The organism is Roseivirga sp., assembly GCF_965216855.1.
Lineage (GTDB): Bacteria > Bacteroidota > Bacteroidia > Cytophagales > Cyclobacteriaceae > Roseivirga.
The window spans coordinates 3,282,715-3,301,790 of the sequence record NZ_OZ244204.1 but is presented as its reverse complement, the minus strand read 5'-3'; the positions used below and the strand labels follow the sequence as shown (position 1 = coordinate 3,301,790).

Annotated in this window: 6 protein-coding genes and 1 pseudogene; 4 read left to right on the top strand and 3 right to left on the bottom strand. The window is 44.1% G+C overall.

The genetic code is table 11. The features are described from left to right. The first annotated feature begins 3 nt into the window (after window positions 1–3). From ACOOEY_RS14625 to ACOOEY_RS14610, 4 genes and pseudogenes are all read left to right on the top strand, one after another. Window positions 4–1,236 carry a nucleoside permease gene (locus ACOOEY_RS14625; RefSeq protein WP_420385465.1) on the top strand — a complete coding sequence of 411 codons (1,233 nt, stop codon included), beginning with the start codon at window positions 4–6 and terminating at the stop codon, window positions 1,234–1,236. A gap of 7 nt (window positions 1,237–1,243) precedes the next feature. Beyond that, complete coding sequence (locus ACOOEY_RS14620; RefSeq protein ID WP_420385464.1) at window positions 1,244–2,386, top strand: Gfo/Idh/MocA family protein; 1,143 nt, start codon at window positions 1,244–1,246, stop codon at window positions 2,384–2,386. Between the two features lie 2 nt (window positions 2,387–2,388). Then, window positions 2,389–3,437 (top strand): annotated as a pseudogene (locus tag ACOOEY_RS14615) (sugar phosphate isomerase/epimerase family protein). Between the two features lie 80 nt (window positions 3,438–3,517). Next, window positions 3,518–4,249, top strand: coding sequence for a 3-keto-disaccharide hydrolase (locus ACOOEY_RS14610; RefSeq protein ID WP_420385463.1), 732 nt, complete (start codon window positions 3,518–3,520; stop codon window positions 4,247–4,249). A 137-nt stretch (window positions 4,250–4,386) separates the two neighbouring features. Here the strand turns inward: ACOOEY_RS14610 and ACOOEY_RS14605 are convergent, their stop codons facing one another. From ACOOEY_RS14605 to ACOOEY_RS14595, 3 genes are all read right to left on the bottom strand, one after another. Beyond that, on the bottom strand, window positions 4,387–6,003 hold the full coding sequence (locus ACOOEY_RS14605) for a 7TM diverse intracellular signaling domain-containing protein (protein ID WP_420385462.1): 1,617 nt from the start codon (window positions 6,001–6,003) through the stop codon (window positions 4,387–4,389). Between the two features lie 148 nt (window positions 6,004–6,151). Next, window positions 6,152–6,592 (bottom strand): hypothetical protein, encoded by a 441-nt coding sequence (locus ACOOEY_RS14600; protein WP_420385461.1) that lies wholly within the window; start codon window positions 6,590–6,592, stop codon window positions 6,152–6,154. Between the two features lie 65 nt (window positions 6,593–6,657). After that, window positions 6,658–18,813, bottom strand: coding sequence for an MBG domain-containing protein (locus tag ACOOEY_RS14595; RefSeq protein WP_420385460.1), 12,156 nt, complete (start codon window positions 18,811–18,813; stop codon window positions 6,658–6,660). Between the last annotated feature and the right edge of the window lie 263 nt (window positions 18,814–19,076).

Genomic DNA, 19,076 nt, shown 5'->3' with positions numbered 1-19,076 from the left:
ACTATGAACCAAACGGGAATCACTATCAGACTGAGCGTTATGATGTTCCTCCAATTCTTTATTTGGGGTGGCTGGTTTGTAACACTGGGCTCTTACCTGGGCAATAACCTGAATACAACCGATGCGCAGTCAAGTATGGCATTTTCGACCCAATCCTGGGGAGCGATTATTGCACCATTCATTATCGGACTCATTGCAGACCGATACTTTAATGCGGAACGAATTCTTGGAGTACTTCACCTCATTGGAGCAGGGTTGATGTACATGATGTTTAAGGCGACTGACTTCTCGAACTTCTATCCTTATGTACTCGCCTACATGATTTTATACATGCCTACGCTGGCATTAGTTAATTCAGTTTCATTCCGACAATTAACTGACCCTTCTAAGCAATTCTCTAAAATCAGAGTGTTTGGCACCATCGGTTGGATCGTTGCCGGTTTTGTAATCAGTTTTGCCGCCTGGGATTCACAGCAAGGTGCTCAGGAAGGAATGCTGAAATATACTTTCCTGATGGTAGGTATCTGTTCATTGATTCTTGGTATTTATAGCTTTACACTTCCTAAAACACCTCCTCAGGTTGACAAAGGAGAGAAAATCAAAGTATCTGATATACTCGGACTCGATGCCTTGAAGCTATTAGCCAATAAGAACTTTGCCGTCTTCTTCTTTTCTTCGGTACTCATCTGTATTCCTTTGGCTTTCTATTACCAAATGACCAACCCATTCCTTTTGGAAATAGGGATGAGTAACGCAACAGGTAAACAGGCAATAGGCCAGATTTCAGAAGTAGCCTTTATGCTACTGCTACCTGTCTTCCTGACTCGTTACGGAATTAAGAAAACCCTACTCTTCGGTATGTTGGCTTGGGCCATTAGATACGTGCTTTTTGCCTATGGAAATGCTGATTCAGGCACATGGATGTTACTGATTGGTATTGCCCTACACGGAATTTGTTATGACTTCTTCTTTGTGTCAGGACAAATTTACACTGACTCTAAAGCTGGTGCTAAATTCCAAAGTGCGGCACAAGGACTAATCACCCTGGCTACTTACGGTGTAGGGATGCTTATTGGCTTCTGGGCTGCAGGCCAGATCTCAGGCATGTATACCAATGCTGACGGAACGCATATGTGGGAAAACATTTGGCTATTGCCAGCAGGGTTCTCGGCACTCGTCTTTATCCTGTTTGCGGTAGCCTTCAAAAACGAAAAAGTAGAATACAAACAAGACTAAGAACCTTATGTCAAAAAGAAAGATTAGAATGGGCATGATGGGTGGAGGAATGAACTCCTTCATCGGGATTGTCCATAGAATAGCATCCTATGTTGGCGAAGAATACAACCTTGTTGGAGGTGTGTTCGATGTCGACTATGAAAACGGTAAAGCCTTTGCCGAAAAGCTGGAGTTGGACACTGATAGAACCTATCCGGACATCGACACATTTGTTGAGAAGGAGCTGGCCTTACCAAAGGAAGAAAGAATTGAAGTGGTAGTGGTTGTAACGCCAAACTTCCTCCATTATCCAATGGCTAAGCAACTGATTCAGGCAGGTTTTAATGTAATCTGTGAAAAGCCGATTACCAACACCGCTGCTGAAGCCATCGAATTAGAAGAGCTTACCAAAAAACATGGGGTGGCCTTCGCTTTGACTCATACCTACACTGGCTACCCGATGGTCCGCCAGATGAAAACAATGATTGCGGAAGGAGCCATTGGTAAAATTCAAAAGGTAGATGCTCAATACTATCAGGGCTGGATTAACCCTGTTATCCATGACAAAGAGAAAAGAGCCGGAGTATGGCGTCTTGATCCTGCCAAAGCAGGACAAAGCTGTTGTATGGGAGACATAGGGGTGCATGCCTTCAATATGATCGAGTACACTACAGGCCTTAAAACAACTAAGGTCCTTGCTGACCTGAACACCTTATATGAAGACAATCCATTAGACATTGACGGTACGGCCATGTGTCAGTTCGACAATGGCTCAAGAGGGCTTGTCAGGGCAAGTCAAATTGCCACCAGTGAGGAAAACGATCTAAGGATTGCCGTATATGGAACCAAGGGTGCACTCAAATGGCAACAAGAGAACCCTAACTACCTCTATTATATGGAAGAGGGGAAACCCGTTCAGGTATTAAAACCAGGACATGCCTACAATGGCGACCTGGCTACTGTAAGTACCAAAATGGCACCAGGTCACCCGGAAGGCATCTTCGACTCGATGGGCAATATCTATTCAGGTGCTGCCAAAGCTATTCGAGGTGAAGAGTATCTGGAAGGAGCCTTCCCTACTGTACATGAAGGTGTTCGTGGAATGAAATTCATTGAAGCTGTTCTGGAATCTTCCAGAAATGGTAATGTGTGGACTGAAATTGAAGATTAAACATGAAAACAATAAAAGGACCAGCCATATTCCTGGCTCAATTTGCTGATGACCAGCCTCCATTCAACAACCTGCCCAACATCGCTAAATGGGCCAGTGAACTTGGATATAAGGCCGTTCAAATCCCTACCTGGGATAGTCGACTGATTGACCTGGACAAGGCTGCAGAAAGTAAAACCTACTGTGACGAATTGAAAGGCACATTGGCTGAGTATGGTCTGGAAGTAAGTGAACTTTCAACCCACCTTCAGGGGCAACTGGTAGCAGTACACCCTGCCTATGAAGAACTATTTAAAGGCTTCGCTCCTAAAGGAATGAATGCCAAGCAGAGAAATGTATGGGCCATTGATCAGGTGAAAAAAGCGGCAGTAGCTTCTAAAAACCTGGGACTAAATGTTCATGCTACATTCTCTGGAGCGTTGGTATGGCCATACTTTTACAACTGGCCTCAACGTCCTGCCGGACTTATTGAAAAAGGCTTTGCTGAATTAGCTGACAGATGGAACCTATACTCAATCACTTTGATGAGCAGGGTGTTGATGTATGCTATGAAGTACATGCCGGTGAAGATCTTCACGATGGAACAACCTTCGAGATGTTCTATGAAGCTACCGGTAAACATAACCGTGTGAAACTTCTCTATGATCCATCACACTTCATTCTTCAGCAACTGGACTATCTGGCTTATATCGATCATTACCATGAATTTTTCGGCATGTTCCACGTCAAAGATGCTGAGTACAACATGAACGGTAAGTCTGGAGTTTATGGCGGATATCAGGACTGGATTGATCGTCCAGGTCGTTTCAGGTCCATTGGAGACGGACAAGTTGATTTCCAGGCCATTTTCTCAAAAATGACTCAATATGGCTATGACGGATGGGCCGTACTGGAATGGGAGTGCTGTATCAAGTCTCCTGAGCAAGGTGCCAGAGAAGGTGCTGAATATATTAGCCAGTTTATCATTGAGGCCACTCAGAAAAACTTCGATGATTTCGCTGATGCTGGTATCAGTGATGAAGAATTCAAAAAACTACTAGGAATAGAATAATTGTTTGGGATTTGACAGCCTTGAATTTTTTCTCAAGGCTGTTGGATTCCTGCACTTGACATTACATAATTGATCTACAGATGAAAAAGCTTACTTTAACTCTTACCCTACTATTTTTCTGTGCCGGACTCATGGCTCAGATAACCGACCCTAAAGCCACAGAGGTTTGGGATCCGGTCCCAAGAAAAGTGACTCCAGGCAAAAATGGAGCTCCCCCATCAGACGCAGTAGTGCTTTTTGATGGCACTAATCTCAATGAATGGAAGTCTAAGGGCGATGGATCAGCTGCTGCCTGGAAAGTTGAAAACGGTTACATGGAAGTAACCCGGGGTAAGGGCGACATCATGACCCACAAAAAATTTGGCGACATCCAATTGCATATTGAATGGAGTGCCCCTACAGAAATTGTAGGTGAAGGTCAGGGAAGAGGTAACTCTGGTGTTTTCCTTCAAGAGAAGTATGAAGTTCAGGTCTTAGATAGCTATGAATCCAGAACTTACTCTAATGGGCAGGCAGCCTCTTTATACAAGCAATCTATCCCTTTGGTGAATGCTACTGTGGCTCCCGGTGAGTGGAATGTTTACGACATTATTTACAGAGCTCCCAGGTTCAACGAAGATGGCATTAAGGTGTCTGATGGCACAGTCACTGTTATTCACAATGGCATTGTGGTCCAGAATAATGTGGCGCTAAGAGGAACTACTGAATATATCGGACTTCCTAAAAACCCAGCTCATGGCGATGGTAGCATTGTGTTACAAGACCATGGAAACCCAGTTCGATTCAGAAACATCTGGGTCAGAGAACTGTAAGGAAAAAGGCTGTTTCAAAAGCTGTCAAAACTTCGTCATTCTGAATTTATTTCAGAATCCATTTGATCTATTAATAATCACAAAGGGACCCTGAAACAAGTTCAGGGTGACGGTGGCCAGGCTTTTGAAACAGCCTTTTATTTCTTATCTCCCAAAGCTTCCCTTAACTGGTCTTTATATGTTCTTGAAACCACCAGTTTCTGCCCCGTATTCAACAATACTGAAGTAGCCTTGACCTGGCGCACATGCCTGAGGTTAACAATAGTACTTCTATGAATTCTTACAAACACCTCGGGCAGCTCATCCTCCAGAGAAGTTAAAGACCTCCGGTCAATTTCAGGGTGTTCCCTTTCTCTCAGGAAGAACTCGCAATAGGCAGCATCGGAATTGATGAAAAGGATATCATTCAGCTTAAGTACGGCTTTACTCTTTAGAGTAATGAACTCCTGACTTTGATCATGGCCATTTAATCCATTCCCCGCTTCACCAAGACTTGCCTTCAATTGGTCATTATCTCTTTTCAACGCTTCTCTCTCATTGAAAATATTCATCATGGCAATCACCATAGCGATGGACAGACCAAGCACCTGAACAAGGTTTCCCACCAGGATGGGATCTACAACAAAATTGTATTCTGCTATCAGTCCATATTCATCAAGTATCTTTCCAATGATACTAACAAAGAAAAGTGCATACGATATGGCGAAAATCAATGATCGATGAGCACCTCTCCTTCTGTATGCAACAGCTGCTGTAACGGAGAACACTAATATCATTCCAACCAAAATATACCGAACAGCAAAAAGCTTAGGGGCAAGTTGGATATAGGTATCGGGGATAATGACCCAAACGACAGTACCCAGGATAAAAAGGCCAAGCACTCCATTCATAATGCGATGAAAGCGGGGTATCAGACTTTTGGTTTCAAAGAAACTCTGTACAAAAACCAAAAGAGACATGACCGCTATTTGGGAACAGAAAGCCAAAAAGTGACGATTGAATACCGGGAAATCAGCCGTGAGGTATTTATAAGAAAAACCCTGCCAGGTAAACAGCCATAGGGCATAACAAAACACACTTACCCCGTACCATACAAACACCCTATTCCTTAATCCAATACCTATGAGAAATGCTGCTAGAGTAAGGATGATGAGAAAAATATAGTAAACAGTAAGGTAGACTTGCTCCTTACCAGACTTGGTAACAAACTTCTCTTCGGCATAGAGGCGCAATGGAAACCTAACTGCTGAATTCCTCTTGTCCGCATTGAGTAAAAATGTCTTTTGCGATCCGTAAGGTATTCGGATAGGGAATACAAAATCATGATTAGAGATTGGTCGCTGGTCAAAAGGAAAACTATCTCCCGTAATGAACAGTGTAGTAGCGGAATTTCCCATCACTTCAGACAAGCTGGTATAGTCCAACTGTGGATAAGATAAGACCAGCCTGAATTCTGACTCTCCTGCATAGTCATTCACTATGGTGAACAATAACCAATAAGCAGCATCAGAATTAGTCATACCCGGATTACCCTGATAAGGCACTTGCTCCAACTTTCCATTCAGGATTCCTGAAAGGGCCTCCTGACTGGATATTGTATCCGGTGTACGAAAGACTTTTACAAAGTCATTCACCTTATAAACCTCATTTGGATCGGTAAAATAAATAGGGTCAGTATCAACCTGAAAAGCCAGTGCTTTCAAGGACAACATAAAAAGCACCAGGAGAACTATGCTGTTTTTCCTTTTTGTCAACGTTGAAGATTCTTAGCTCTACTAATTAAATCAATCTCGAATTAATTCAAATACCTTCGAATGAAAGAATATTTTATCATGGCAATAACAAAAAAAAAGCCTGCAGTTATTATAACCACAGGCTGCAATCAAAATTTAAGAGTATATGTCACTTCTCAACTGTAATGATATAGTTACCTTCCACTCCTGCCCTTAAAGGTCTACTAGAATAGTTGAAGCTAAAAATAAACTTAGAGGTTGAAAGCGAGTTAATGGTAACCAGTTTACCATCATCTAATTGCACCTGGGTGGCATCCGTGTCTACCCATTCCCAAGTTCCGCTGGAACTGAGTAGATCACCTGCATTGGTTGTGGTATAGGTACCCTCTTCAAATGACAGGGCAAAGCCCGAGTAATTGGCACTCACATCTGCTCCATCTAGTTTAATACTGCTGAACTGACCCAATGTCCACTCTCCAGCAAGATTCTCAAAAGTAAGTTCCTGTAAAGAGGGCTCTACAGGCCCATCATCAGGGGAGCAGGATAACATACTGAGTATTGCCATGGCTAAAATGAATGTGTAGGTATATATGCTTCTGATTTTCATCATTTCTTATTTACGATTGTTGAATTACGATCTCTAAAGTCTGAAGTCTAGTGTCTATTATCGACCCTCTATTTTCTGATCAAGATTTTTTTCCTCACCAGCGATCTCTCATTGCTGAACTGAATAATATAAAGGCCACTTTCATAATTGGTGACATCAATTCTGAGTTGAAGCTGGTTATAGCCATCCTTCTCTAGCCTACTCACCCCAGCGGGGTTGATCAGCCTGATGTCTAATGGCATCCCTCTCAGTTCGCTCAGGTCTATAGTAATATAACTGGAGGCAGGATTTGGGAACACTGATATCTGATCTTCCTTGATCTGTCCTTCATCCAAACCGGTTACAATTACTCCTTCACCCGTAAGAGAAACCGTTACATTACCTTCAGTCTCGCTTGTGACATTGTAATTGAAGGTAGCTGTACCGTTATAGGTCTCTGCGGCCTGTGGGGTAAATACTGCGGTTACTGTTTCAGACTCTCCCGCACCTATAATTACCGAACCCGGGGTTATGCTAAAGGCTGTTGAAGTACTGGTCACTCTTATTTCTGTAGCTGCATCACCATTGTTGGTCAAAGTCCAGCTTTGCATACTGCTCAGGCCAAGTCCGGTTTGATCGAAGTTGCCATTGCCGCTTACTTCAATTTGGGCTTCTGTTTCATTGGTGACGGTAATGGTTAAGACTTTCTCAAAGGTTCCACCAAAGCCATCATCCGTTTTAACGCGAATACTGTAACTGTCTTTGGTTTCAAAATCGAAAGCGGCCGCGGCTTGTAACATATCTCCACTGATCATGAAGCTTGCATTATCCGTATCCGTATCACCGGCTCCTGATACCAGACTGTAGGTGAAGCTGTCGTCAGCATCGGCATCTGTTGTACTAATGACACCGATGTCATCTCCCACTGAATTATTCTCCTGAATGCTTGAGGCTGACAGTCCGATGTCTGTCGGAGCAAAATTGGTCGCGTACACTTCTCCGGTAAATGCATCTTTCAGTGCATTACCAGCTTTATCAACTATGCCGCTATTGGCTTTGGTATTCAACCCAATGGTTCCTTCTCCGGATATTCCATTGACTTCTATAGTATAGGTCTTGGCATCGATGACCGTCACAGTGTTCAGGCTAGCCGTTGCTGCTCCTGTGGTTACCACTTCGAAATCGGTCACATCTACACCTGCTACCTCTTCACTGAAGGTTACGGTAAAGTCCCTGCTAGTCGTTCCTGTTGGAATTTGGTCGGCTTCGGCCCTCACAATGCTACTCACTTGAGGTGCAGTTCCATCAAATACAGTACTGATGGTATTCCCGGCTTCACTCTTATTGCCTGCAATATCTGTTGCTGCTCCAGAATTCAGGGTCACAGTAGTGGTACCATCGGTAGAAGGAGTGATAGTAGCACTCCAGACCATTCCGGCAGTTATTGTAGCAAAGTCACTGGCGGTTCCGTTGGTTAACGTGATATCATTGATATCCAGACCATTCACTGCTTCGTCATAAGTAAAAGTGGCTGTAAAGGCAGCATTAGTCAAAGCCCCTGCATCGCTGGTAATGGTCGGGCTTGGTCTTACTCCGTCTATCAACACCCCACTTAGGTCAGCAACCTGATTCAATTCTAGGATTGCGTCTGTATCCAAATCATCCTTAATACTACCTGAAACACTCAGGGCTGATCCCAGGGTCAGGCCGTCTGTATCCAGGTCTCCTTCTGCCACAGTATAACTGAACTTCAATTCTGTTTCGCTGGTGACATCAGCAACAAGACTAGCGGTTTTGCTGTCAGTTCCAAGCGTGAAAGGCAAGCTTATCGTACCACTCGTGCTTACTGCCAGACTAAAGTTGATTGTGAATTCCAATTCATCTCCAATGCCATAGGTATCATCGGCAGGACCTGTGACTGAGCTAATGAAAGCCGCATCAAGAATGGTTAGCGTTCCATCGACCAGGTCGAAGGAGTAATTATCATCAATTCCTCCACTCAAACTAATAGCCGCTGTACCAGCTCCCGTAGTTTCATCGGCCGTGCTCGTAGCTGTAGGAGTTCTGTCTATGTCTTCCTCATTGTCACCATTTACAAACCCTGAATATACAATAGTGAACTCAGGATTAGTCTGTCCCTTAACCTTGGTTTTGTCTTCTGCAGTTGCTGTCAACGTAGCCTTACCGATGGTTAGTGATCCGTTATTAGCTATCAGTGAATAGTTATCAGCAGTTCCACCTGTCAGAGCTATGGCATAAACGCCTACTCCTGTTGTTGCATCTGCAGTTGTTGAAGCCGTTGGCTCAGTGATCTCACTGATGTCATCGCCATTCACAAAACCGGAGTAAGTGATGGTGAATGAAGGATTTTCTTCTCCGTAAGTTTTGCTCTTGTCTTCTGCAGTGGCCGTTAAAGTGGCTTTGCCTATGGTCAGAGAACCGTTATTGGTGATCAGTGAGTAGTTGTCAGCGGTTCCACCTGTCAAAGTTATGTCATAGACTCCTGCATCGCTTGTGGCATCTGATGTAGTAGAAGCTGTTGGTTTGGTGGTGATAGCTGTCTCATTTTCTCCGTTCACGAAGCCTGAGTAACTGACGGTGAAGGAAGGATTCTCTTCTCCATAAGTTTTACTCTTGTCATCGGCCGTGGCTGTCAGAATAGCCTTGCCTATGGTTAATGACCCGTTATTGGTAATCAGTGAATAGTTATCGGCTGTTCCACCACTCAAAATAATATCATAAGTTCCCACACCTGTTGAGGCATCTGCAGTTGTCGAAGCTGTTGGCGCTGTGCTGATGGCTGTTACATTATCTCCATTAACAAAACCAGAGTAACTGACGGTGAAGGAAGGATTCTCTTCTCCGTAAGTTTTGCTCTTGTCTTCAGCAGCAGCAGTTAATGTTGCTTTTCCGATGGTCAATGAACCGTTATTGGTGCTCAGTGAATAGTTATCAGCTTCTCCACCTGTCAGAGCTATGGCATAAACGCCTACTCCTGTCGTTGCATCTGCAGTTGTTGAAGCCGTTGGCACTGTAGTGATGGCTGTTTCATCATCTCCATTGACAAAGCCGGAGTAGCTGATGGTGAAGCCTGGATTTTCATCTCCATAAGTTTTGCTCTTGTCTTCCGCAGTGGCCGTTAATGTGGCTTTGCTTATGGTCAACGATCCGTTATTGGTGATCAGTGAATAGTTATAGGCTGTTCCTCCACTCAAGGCGATATCATATGTTCCAACACCGGTTGTGGCATCTGCTGTAGTAGAAGTCGTTGGTTCGGTGGTGATAGCCGTTTCATCTTCGCCATTCACAAAACCTGTATAGCTAATAGTGAAGACTGGGTTGTCTTCACCATAGGTTTTGCTCTTATCTTCTGCAGTTGCAATGAGTTCAGCTTTATTCACGGTTAGTGTTTGAACAGCATCCGTTGCAGCAGCATAGCTTGCATCTCCAGCCTGTGAGGCTGTAATAGTAGCGGTTCCTGCTCCCACAATGGTCACAGTACTTCCACTCACGGTAGCTACATTAGCATTGGAGCTGGCGTAACTAAGTCCCAGGTTGGATGAAGCTGTGGCTCCCAGGTTAAAGCTGGCATCGCCATAAGTCTTGTCGGTCAGAGCATTGAAAGTAATGGCCTGGCTAATTTTGTTTACCCCGCCCTGAAGACCACTTTCTACCGTGGTACCGGCATTTTTGCCATCATTCGGAGTGACTTCAAAGCTGATGTAATGATCAACATCATCACTAGTGAGCTCATAAGTCTGATCTGCAGCCCCTAAGATTGCTGTTTTGTTGGTTCCGTTGGCATCATCCGATCTGTACCACTTGAAGGCGGTACCATCTTCGGCATCATTGTCTAAATCTGCATAAGTATATGCTCCTGTGAGCGTCTCCCCAACGGTTAGGATTCCTGAGAAATCTACCTGGGATACAGTAGGTATCGCATTTAATGAAATCACTACCCCACTTCTTGTTGAACCCAATGTATTGCCAGCCAAATCGGTCACCACGCCATTATTGTTGCTGTAAGTAATTTCAAGCTTTAATTCAGCAGCACTCAAATCGTTAAATGTTAAAATCAGTTCATCATCACCCGCTGTTCCATCAGAAATGGATTGAACCGTAAAGTTTGTGCTGTTGCCATCCCTAACTGTGAAATCAGTTGGGTGAATACCCATAGTTTTCACGGCTTCATTGAATGTAAGGGTCAACCCGGTATTGCTACTTTTTACTGCATTAACCAAGGTTGGTGCAGTTTCATCGTTGGTTATACTCAATTGGGTGGAAGCCGTATTGTTGTTTCCAGCAGCATCTTTTGCCAAATCTGCGCCTATACTTACCGTAACTGCCCCCTCAGCTACCGGAGTAATCTTTGCAGTATAAATACTGGTACTGCTGGTGTTGAAGTTACTGGCCGTTCCGTTGCTAGCGGTGATGTCACTCAGGTCAAAACCAGTCACTTCTTCAGAGAAAGTGAAAGTAACGGTAAAAGCCCCACTGGTTGGATCGGCATTGCTGGTAATTGTCACCATTGGAGAGGTCTCATCATTGGTAAGACTCAACTGTGTGGCTGCTACATTTCCATTGCCCACTACATCTGAAGCTTTATCTGAAGCCACATCTAAGGTAACTTCTCCATCAGCCGCTGGTGTAATGGTGGCTGTATAGATTTTAGCACTTACTGTATTGAAGTTAGTGGCGACTCCATTACCAACGGTAATGTCATTTCCGCTGAAGCCGGATACATTTTCTGAGAAAGTAAAGGTGGCTGTGAATGCCCCACTTTGTGGATCATTGGCATTACTCGTAATCGTTACATTTGGTACAACTCCATCAATTACCAGATTTTTCTCAGTTAATGCTCCTCCGTCTGATCCTTGTTTAACTGTCAAGTTAGCATCAAGGCCAACGACATCTACAATTGTTCCACCGTTTAGCGTTAAGGCTGAAGAACTGGTTACATCCAGATCCGAACTTTCATCACCAGCCTTAACCTCGTAGACAAATCTAAGAGTAGAAGCACTTCTGTCGACATAATCTATTGTTCTGTCTGTAGTTCCTGTTTCCAGTTCCAGTTGAGGTGTTCCTGTAACAAAAACCTCCTCACTGTATTGCACATAAATATTGATCTCATCTCCCAATTTGAAAGTTGAGTTGTTTACATCTGAAGTCACTTCCAATACCGTTGGTGCCGTTTCATCATTAGTTATGCTGAATTGAGTGGCTGCGGTATTGTTATTCCCGGCCAAATCCTGAGCCTTAGCGGTATTCACATCTACGGTTACTGTTCCATCAGCAGATGGTGTTATCGTAGCAGTGTAAACACTTGCACTGGTGGTGTTGAAGTTGCTGGCAACTCCGTTAGTCACAGAGATGTCATTGACATCAAAGCCTGTAACATCTTCCGAGAAAGTGAATGTTGCGGTAAAGGCTCCGTTATGAGGATCATTAGCATTACTTGTTATGGTAACTGTTGGAGCAGTTTCATCATTGGTCACACTGAGTTGTGTGGCCACAGTATTTCCATTTCCTCCTGCATCCTGAGCTTTGTTGGCAGCCACATCGACCGTCACCTCTCCATCTGCGTTTGGAGTGATGGTAGCGGTGTATACTTTCGCACTGGTTGTGTTGAAGTTGCCGGCTGTTCCATTTTTGACTGAAATATCGTCTATTGCAAAACCACTTACATCTTCCGAAAAGGTGAAAGTTGCGGTAAAGGCTCCACTGGTTCGATTGGAAGAACTGGTGATATTCAGACTTGGAATGGTGGTATCTACGCGAACATCGCTGTCTCCTGTATGAGTGCCAGTGAGTTCTGCATTATTTCTAGCCCCATCTGTTATAAGTCCTCCGTTCAACTGGATGCTACTCAAACTTACACCGTTACCATCAAAATCACCGGATACCGTAGTATACCTGAAAGTTAATGATGTAGTCCCGGAACCACTCAAATAGGCTGCCTCTCTGGTTTGTCCTCCCATAGAAATATTAATAGCAGGAGTACCACCTGTTGTTTCAACCAAAACCACCTCATTATACTCCACAACAATGTCCATATTTTGGTCGAGGCCATAGGTTTTGCCGACAATAGAACCGGTGATTCGACCAGGGGCAGTTTCATCGTTGGTAATGCTCAGTTGTGAGGCAGGCAGGTTGTCGTTTCCTGCAGCATCCTGAGCTATGCCCGCGTTAACATCTACCGTTACCGTACCATCTGCCGATGGAGTAACGATGGCGGTATATTGGGGTGCATTGGTATTATCGAAATGGTTAACCACGGCATTCGATACAGTGATATCACCAGAAGTGAACCCACTCACAACTTCTGAGAAGGTGAAAGTAGTTGTAAAAGCTCCGCTCTGTGGGTCACCAGCATCACTTGTGATGGTTACTGTCGGTGAAGTTTCATCATTGTTAATACTCAGTTGGCTCGCCTTGGTGTTATTATTGCCTGCTGCATCACTGACTTTGTCAGCAGCTACGTCTACTGTTACTTCTCCATCTGAAGTAGGAGTAATAGTGGCTGTGTAAACTAAAGAGCTTGCAGTGTTGAAATTACTTGCTTCTCCATTTCCTACAGAAATATCTTCCTGTGCAAACCCTGTTACATCTTCCGAGAAAGTAAAGGTGGCTGTGAATACCCCGCTTTGAGGGTTGTTGGCATTGCTGGTAATCACAACGGAGGGACTTATATTGTCGAGAGTATAACTTTCCATTGTATTTCCAGAAGTAGCTACTTCATATGTCGACCCGGAAGTTATATAAGTAGTAAATGCCCAGTCGAAGTTTGGTGCTTCAAAAGCTCCATACATCCGGCCATTCGCATAAGGGTTGGTGTTTGATCCTTCTGGCACAAAATCACCAGCATTAGGATGATCAAAATGGAAGGTATAAGACTGACCGCCTGTTACATCTACCGGGTTATCCAGGTTAATGGTCATGTATTCAGCAGCAATACCTGATAGGGCCGAAAAGTCCTGAGTAGTGAGCACGTTACCACCAACACCGTCTCCCTCACGAATCTTTAAGGTCATATTTCCGGTATACGTACTCGTTTCATTGAGTTTTATTCTGATTGCCACAAGTTCACCATCCTGTGTTGGCTGGAAAGATTGTGCGGCCGGGGTACCCGAATTGATTTGTTCGGCATTTACGGTTTGATCAACATCGGCTATCACATTATCATTAAGAATATTGTTCGAACCTGACAGGCCGTTAGTTCCTTTTACACCCAGTGAGACTGTTCCGTTGGAGGCACCCAGCCCTGTAACCTGTACATCATAATACCTGGAATCTTCTATTCCTACAGTGACAGCCTGCACATTGGCAATGGTGCCATCCCCTGCCGCTGTGCCGTCCAGGACAAAATCAGTGACATCTACATTTCTTACTTCTTCACCAAAATCTATCCTGAAGGTCAGCACATCTTCATTGGTGTCCTCATCACCCGGTGTTAACCTTTCCACTGCATAGGTAATGGCAGCAAGGATAATTTCTACACCGGTATTATCTGTGGCGAGGTTATTACCTCCGAAATCACTAATATCCCCGCTTGAGGGGTCATATGTAATGGTAATTTTTCCAGTTGCAGAGCTTAGGTCTGCCAAGCCAAGCACCAACTGATTGTCTTCGGCCGTACCATCGGTAAGTGAAAGCACACAGAAGCCGTTGCTATCTCCATCTTGTACCGTGAAGTTGCTGGCATCAGCTCCGTTAATCTGCACTTTCTCACTGAGGGTGAGAGTGATTTGTGTATCTGAGTCTTTGGCGGCACTGACTAAGGTTGGTGCGGTATTATCAAGGTCTATAGTTATGCCGGTGGCATCTGTTGCCAGAGCATTGCAGCCATAATCGACCACTTCATTGTTATTGTTGGTGTAAGTTACTATCAGGTCGCCAAGCGCTCCGCTTAAATCAGCTACAGTCAGTGTTATTTCTGCATCACCTAAAGTTCTGTTGGCTATAGCATTTACAGCATACGCGTTTCCATTTCCATCTGTCACAGTAAAGTCTGTGGGGTTTGTGCCCAGAACATCTACATTCTCACTGAAAGTGATAGTGACTTCAGTATTGCTGTCTTTAGTAGCACTACTCATTGTCGGAGCAATTGCATCGACTGATGCACTGATAACTACCCCAGTATCATCTGTTTTCTGCTCAATATCATTTTCATCCGTTATCTCTGCGTTGTTATTGGCATAAGTAATGGTAATATCTCCCACTGCCAATTCAAGGCTGGCCACTGTCAATACAATATCTGTATCTCCTGCTGTGCCATCGGTCTGCGCAGTTACCTCATAGGTATTGCCTCGACAGTCTGTTACAGTAAAATCGGTTGGATTACCACCGTTGGTCTGTACATTTTCACTATAAGTAATGGTAATGGTAGTATTATCCGTTTTCACCGCACTGACCATCGTAGGGTCATTGCGAACACCAGAGAACCAGCCTAAATCACCATCGAGGTTACTCACAATAAAATCGAGCACTCCGTCTCCATTGAGGTCTGCCAAACGACCAAGGCTGTGCTGGCCTGCATCGAAACTCTTCAACACTTCAGGTAAGTAGCTGCTACTTCTGTTGGTATTGAGGAATTCGGGGGCAGTGGCCGTACCTGAGTTCAGAATTACCTGAAATACTCCATCCGTAGTTCCTGAGATTAAATCCAGGTCGCCATCAATATCTATATCGGCAAAACTAGGTTCAGAAAGGGTACTTCCGGCATTATTGGTAACAGGGCTAAAGTCTTCAAAGGGGCTATTTTCGCGGTATTTTCTTAGGAACTGAGGAACTTCATTTGTTCCAACATTCTCCGCATAGCTAATGGTATCATTCCCCATCACGATCATATCGAAATCATCATCTCCATCCAAATCAGCGAAACCTGGTGAGGCAAAGCTACCGTAGTTTGTATGGAACCACTCAGTACCATTGTCAGGGTCTGCGAAGAGCCCTTCTATTTGTTGAAACTCAAATACAGGATTCCCGATATCTCCAATATTGCGGAAGAAAACGACATCATTCATGGCTGCTGCACTAACGCTAAGTTGAGCCGCTTCATCAGCATCCCACCCTGTTTGATTTCCAATAAACAAGTCGAGGTCACCATCATTATCGATGTCTACCAAAACAGGTCGTGCTAATTCATTGCTATTGCCTGCCTTTGTATCTAACGAATCTAAAGTTGGAATCCAGTCAGTGACAAACTCCCAATTGGGAGCTGTGGAAGTACCCATATTTCTCATAGGGAATACTTTCCCTGAGAAAGTACCGACAAGAAAATCCATGTCCCCATCCGCATCGAGATCGCCAGCAGCAAAGCCAGCAAGTCTCTTATCGTTGTTGTCCGGAATATCTACATTCAGGCCCGCCTGGTTAGCACCATTAAAAGGGCCGCCACCGCCCTGAAGTACAAAGGCCCCTGGCCAATCACCATAAGGTGGACGAATATACTCTTCCTTGGTATAGCTTTCTGAGGTATTCGGTGCAGTTGCAGACAGATTATCTATGGTGGTAACAGCCGACTCATATATCTGAAATGCCAAATCAAGGTCTGTGAGGTGTGAAGAGTTGTTCATCCCCGTAAAAATCACATGACCATTGGCGAACCCAGCATTGGTACTGGCCACTAAAGCATGACTTCCAGATCCGGAAAAATTTGAAAAAAGAAAAGAATAAGTATTTCCTTGCGTCAGTTGAGGCAAGCCAGGAATAGCAAAGCTTTGACCACCAGCATCCGTACTATTCGTAATATTTACGGTTTGGGTCAATATGAGCGTTCCGCTCTGAGTTTGGTCTCCATCATAAATAGACAAAGTTGCAGTACCTGAAAAAGTGTGATTACCCGACTTAGGAAAAATAGTGACTTTTGAAAGTAGACCTGAAGTAGCTGCAGTGAAAGTCTGCCCGATACTGGCTTGATTAAGGTAATCACCTGAACCATTATAGTCGGTTTCCAGGCTCTCACTTGCGGAGAAACTCGCGATATCATTACTTCCGGCTTCACCATCTACTCCTTTAATACCTAAACCTAACGTACCAACAGCATTATCCATACCGGATACAGTAACATCATAAACACCAGAGCTTACAAAATCGACAGAGGTGACTGAACCATTAACAGTACTATTCAATACAAAGTCAGTGACGTCTACATTGGTTACTTCTTTACTAAATGTTACCCTGAAAACAACGGTTGTTGAACCGGTGGTCTCAGTTGAAGGCGCCTGACGAGTAATGTTTAGAACTCCTGGAGGATAACTTGGCAATGGCCCTTGAAGTGTACTTTCTACTACCGTTCCGACATCTTCACCATCATTGGGTGTCACCTCAAAGCTGATAAACTTTGTTGCTTCAGCCAATGTGAGCGTGTAGGTTTTGGAGGTTGCTCCGATGATTGCAGTCTTATTGGTTCCGCTGGCATCGTCAGACCTGTACCATTTGAATGTTGTACCGCTTTCGGCATCATTTTCATGATCAGCATAGTCGTAGGAGCCCGTCAGCATCTCCCCTGCTTCCAATGTTCCGGTGAAGGTAACATTCGATGCTGTTGGAGCTACATTAGTGGCATCGATGATGTAGGTTTCGTTGGTTGAAGGTGCGGTAGCGATCAATGGCGACCCCATTGTTCCTTCAAATACATCAAAAACAAGGTCGAAAGCTGAATGACCGGAATTGTTTCCAGTGAATATCACTCTGCCATTGGCATAATTTCCACTGGTACTGGAGGATAGTGCATGACTACCGCTACCCGTAAAATTCTGCAAAAGGAAACTATAGGTTTCACCAGAGGTCAAGGCAGGAGGATTGTCAATTGAAATAGTCTGCCCTCCTGCATCGGTACTGCTGTTTATATTAACAGTCTGGCTTGTCAGCAGTGCCGCATCATTATCTTCATCTATGTTTTTACTGTAAATAGTCAGATCGGCCGTACCGGAAAATGAGTGCTGTCCTGCTTTCGGGTAAATAGTAAAGGCCGTAAAATAATTGTCAGTAGTTGCCTGGAACGACTGTCCGATCTTGACCTGATTCAAGTAATCGTTGTCGCTGGTTTGCGAAATGGTAGCGTTCCCGTTTACGGATTCCCTGGTGATATTATTGGTTCCTGAAACACCATCAACCCCCTTAATCTTAAGCTCCAGGCTCCCTCCCGCGGCATTAAGGCTATTCACCGTAATATCATAAACGGAAGCACTGATCTGGGAAACTGAAGACACTGTTCCTCCGGTCGTAGAGTTTAGCGAAAAGTCATCGGTGGATACATTGATAACATCGTCATTGAAAGTGACTCTGAATGTTACACTTGAGGCTTCTACCTGTGCCGCTATCGGGTTTTGACGTTGTATACTCTGAACAGCTAGCGGCTCTTTTACAGGTCCGGAAATTGAGCTTTCGGAGGCATCTCCTGTTTCAGTTCCGTCTGAAGGGGTTACCTCAAAGCTGATATACTTGTTCACATCATCGTTTGTAAGGGTGTAAGTTGTAGTGGTGGCGCCTGAAATGGCTGTCCTGTTACTTCCTGAATTGTCATCTGATCTATACCACTGATAGGTTGAACCATTTTCTCCATCGCCAAGATCAGCATACGAATAACTCCCAGTCAGTTCAGTACCTACTACCAAACCTCCTGAAAAAGAAACATTTGAAGCCGTGGGGCCGGTAATAGGATCTACTAACACCACCTCAATGATTATATCAGAAGTGCTAAAATTCGCAAATCCAGACTGCACCCCTTCAAAAGTTCCAGAGTAGACACCTGTATTGAAGTCAGCAAAGGTGGCTGTACCAGAAATATCGAATGTCGCATTTCCTGAAAGGGTATATGAAGTATTTGACGCCATGGGAATCTGTGAGTTCACATCGAGGGCAAAATCATCATAGTCTGAGCCAGTATCGTCATCTATAACAATAGCACTAAAATTGACAGGAGTAACACCATCTGAAAGCTGTAAGCCTCCGGTCAGATCAAAGGTTTTGAAGTTGATACTGGAGTTTACAATATTGAAAGAAGAACTTCCGAAAATTTGATTAAACCCGTTGCTGGTAACCCACTGATTACCTTTGGTATTTGTGGTTGCCGAACCAGAACCTGTAACTGTTAAGGTAGTGGCCGATGTACTAGTAGCACTAATGGTGAATTTTATCTGTGAAAACCCTACCATTTGAAAAAAGAGCACGAAAAATATTGACAATAGGAGGGTTCTCCTTTTAAGGGTTAATTCAAGGTAATTGATTAACAAGGCACGCATTTGAATCGATTTTAATTCAATATGAAAGTGCGACTGATTATTGTGATGAATTAAAAAATGTGCGTGAACTACAGATTTTTGGGCGTGAATGTTGAGATTTCGCTGACAGTAAAAGTTGCTCCCAACCGGTAACACGACTAATTTCTGATATGAGTATTTGAGGTTTTTGAATACGAATCCCCCTCAGAGTCTCCTGAAAGGGACTATGAGAAAGGTGTAAGGCAATCATCCTCTGCGAGAGCCTCTGGCGGTGTCGTCTAAAT

Excerpts from the sequence above, each read along its gene's own strand:
- ACOOEY_RS14595 (WP_420385460.1), bottom strand. The coding sequence starts at position 18,813 with ATGCGTGCCTTGTTAATCAATTACCTTGAATTAACCCTTAAAAGGAGA.
- ACOOEY_RS14625 (WP_420385465.1), top strand. The coding sequence starts at position 4 with ATGAACCAAACGGGAATCACTATCAGACTGAGCGTTATGATGTTCCTC.
- ACOOEY_RS14610 (WP_420385463.1), top strand. The coding sequence starts at position 3,518 with ATGAAAAAGCTTACTTTAACTCTTACCCTACTATTTTTCTGTGCCGGA.
- ACOOEY_RS14620 (WP_420385464.1), top strand. The coding sequence starts at position 1,244 with ATGTCAAAAAGAAAGATTAGAATGGGCATGATGGGTGGAGGAATGAAC.
- ACOOEY_RS14600 (WP_420385461.1), bottom strand. The coding sequence starts at position 6,592 with ATGATGAAAATCAGAAGCATATATACCTACACATTCATTTTAGCCATG.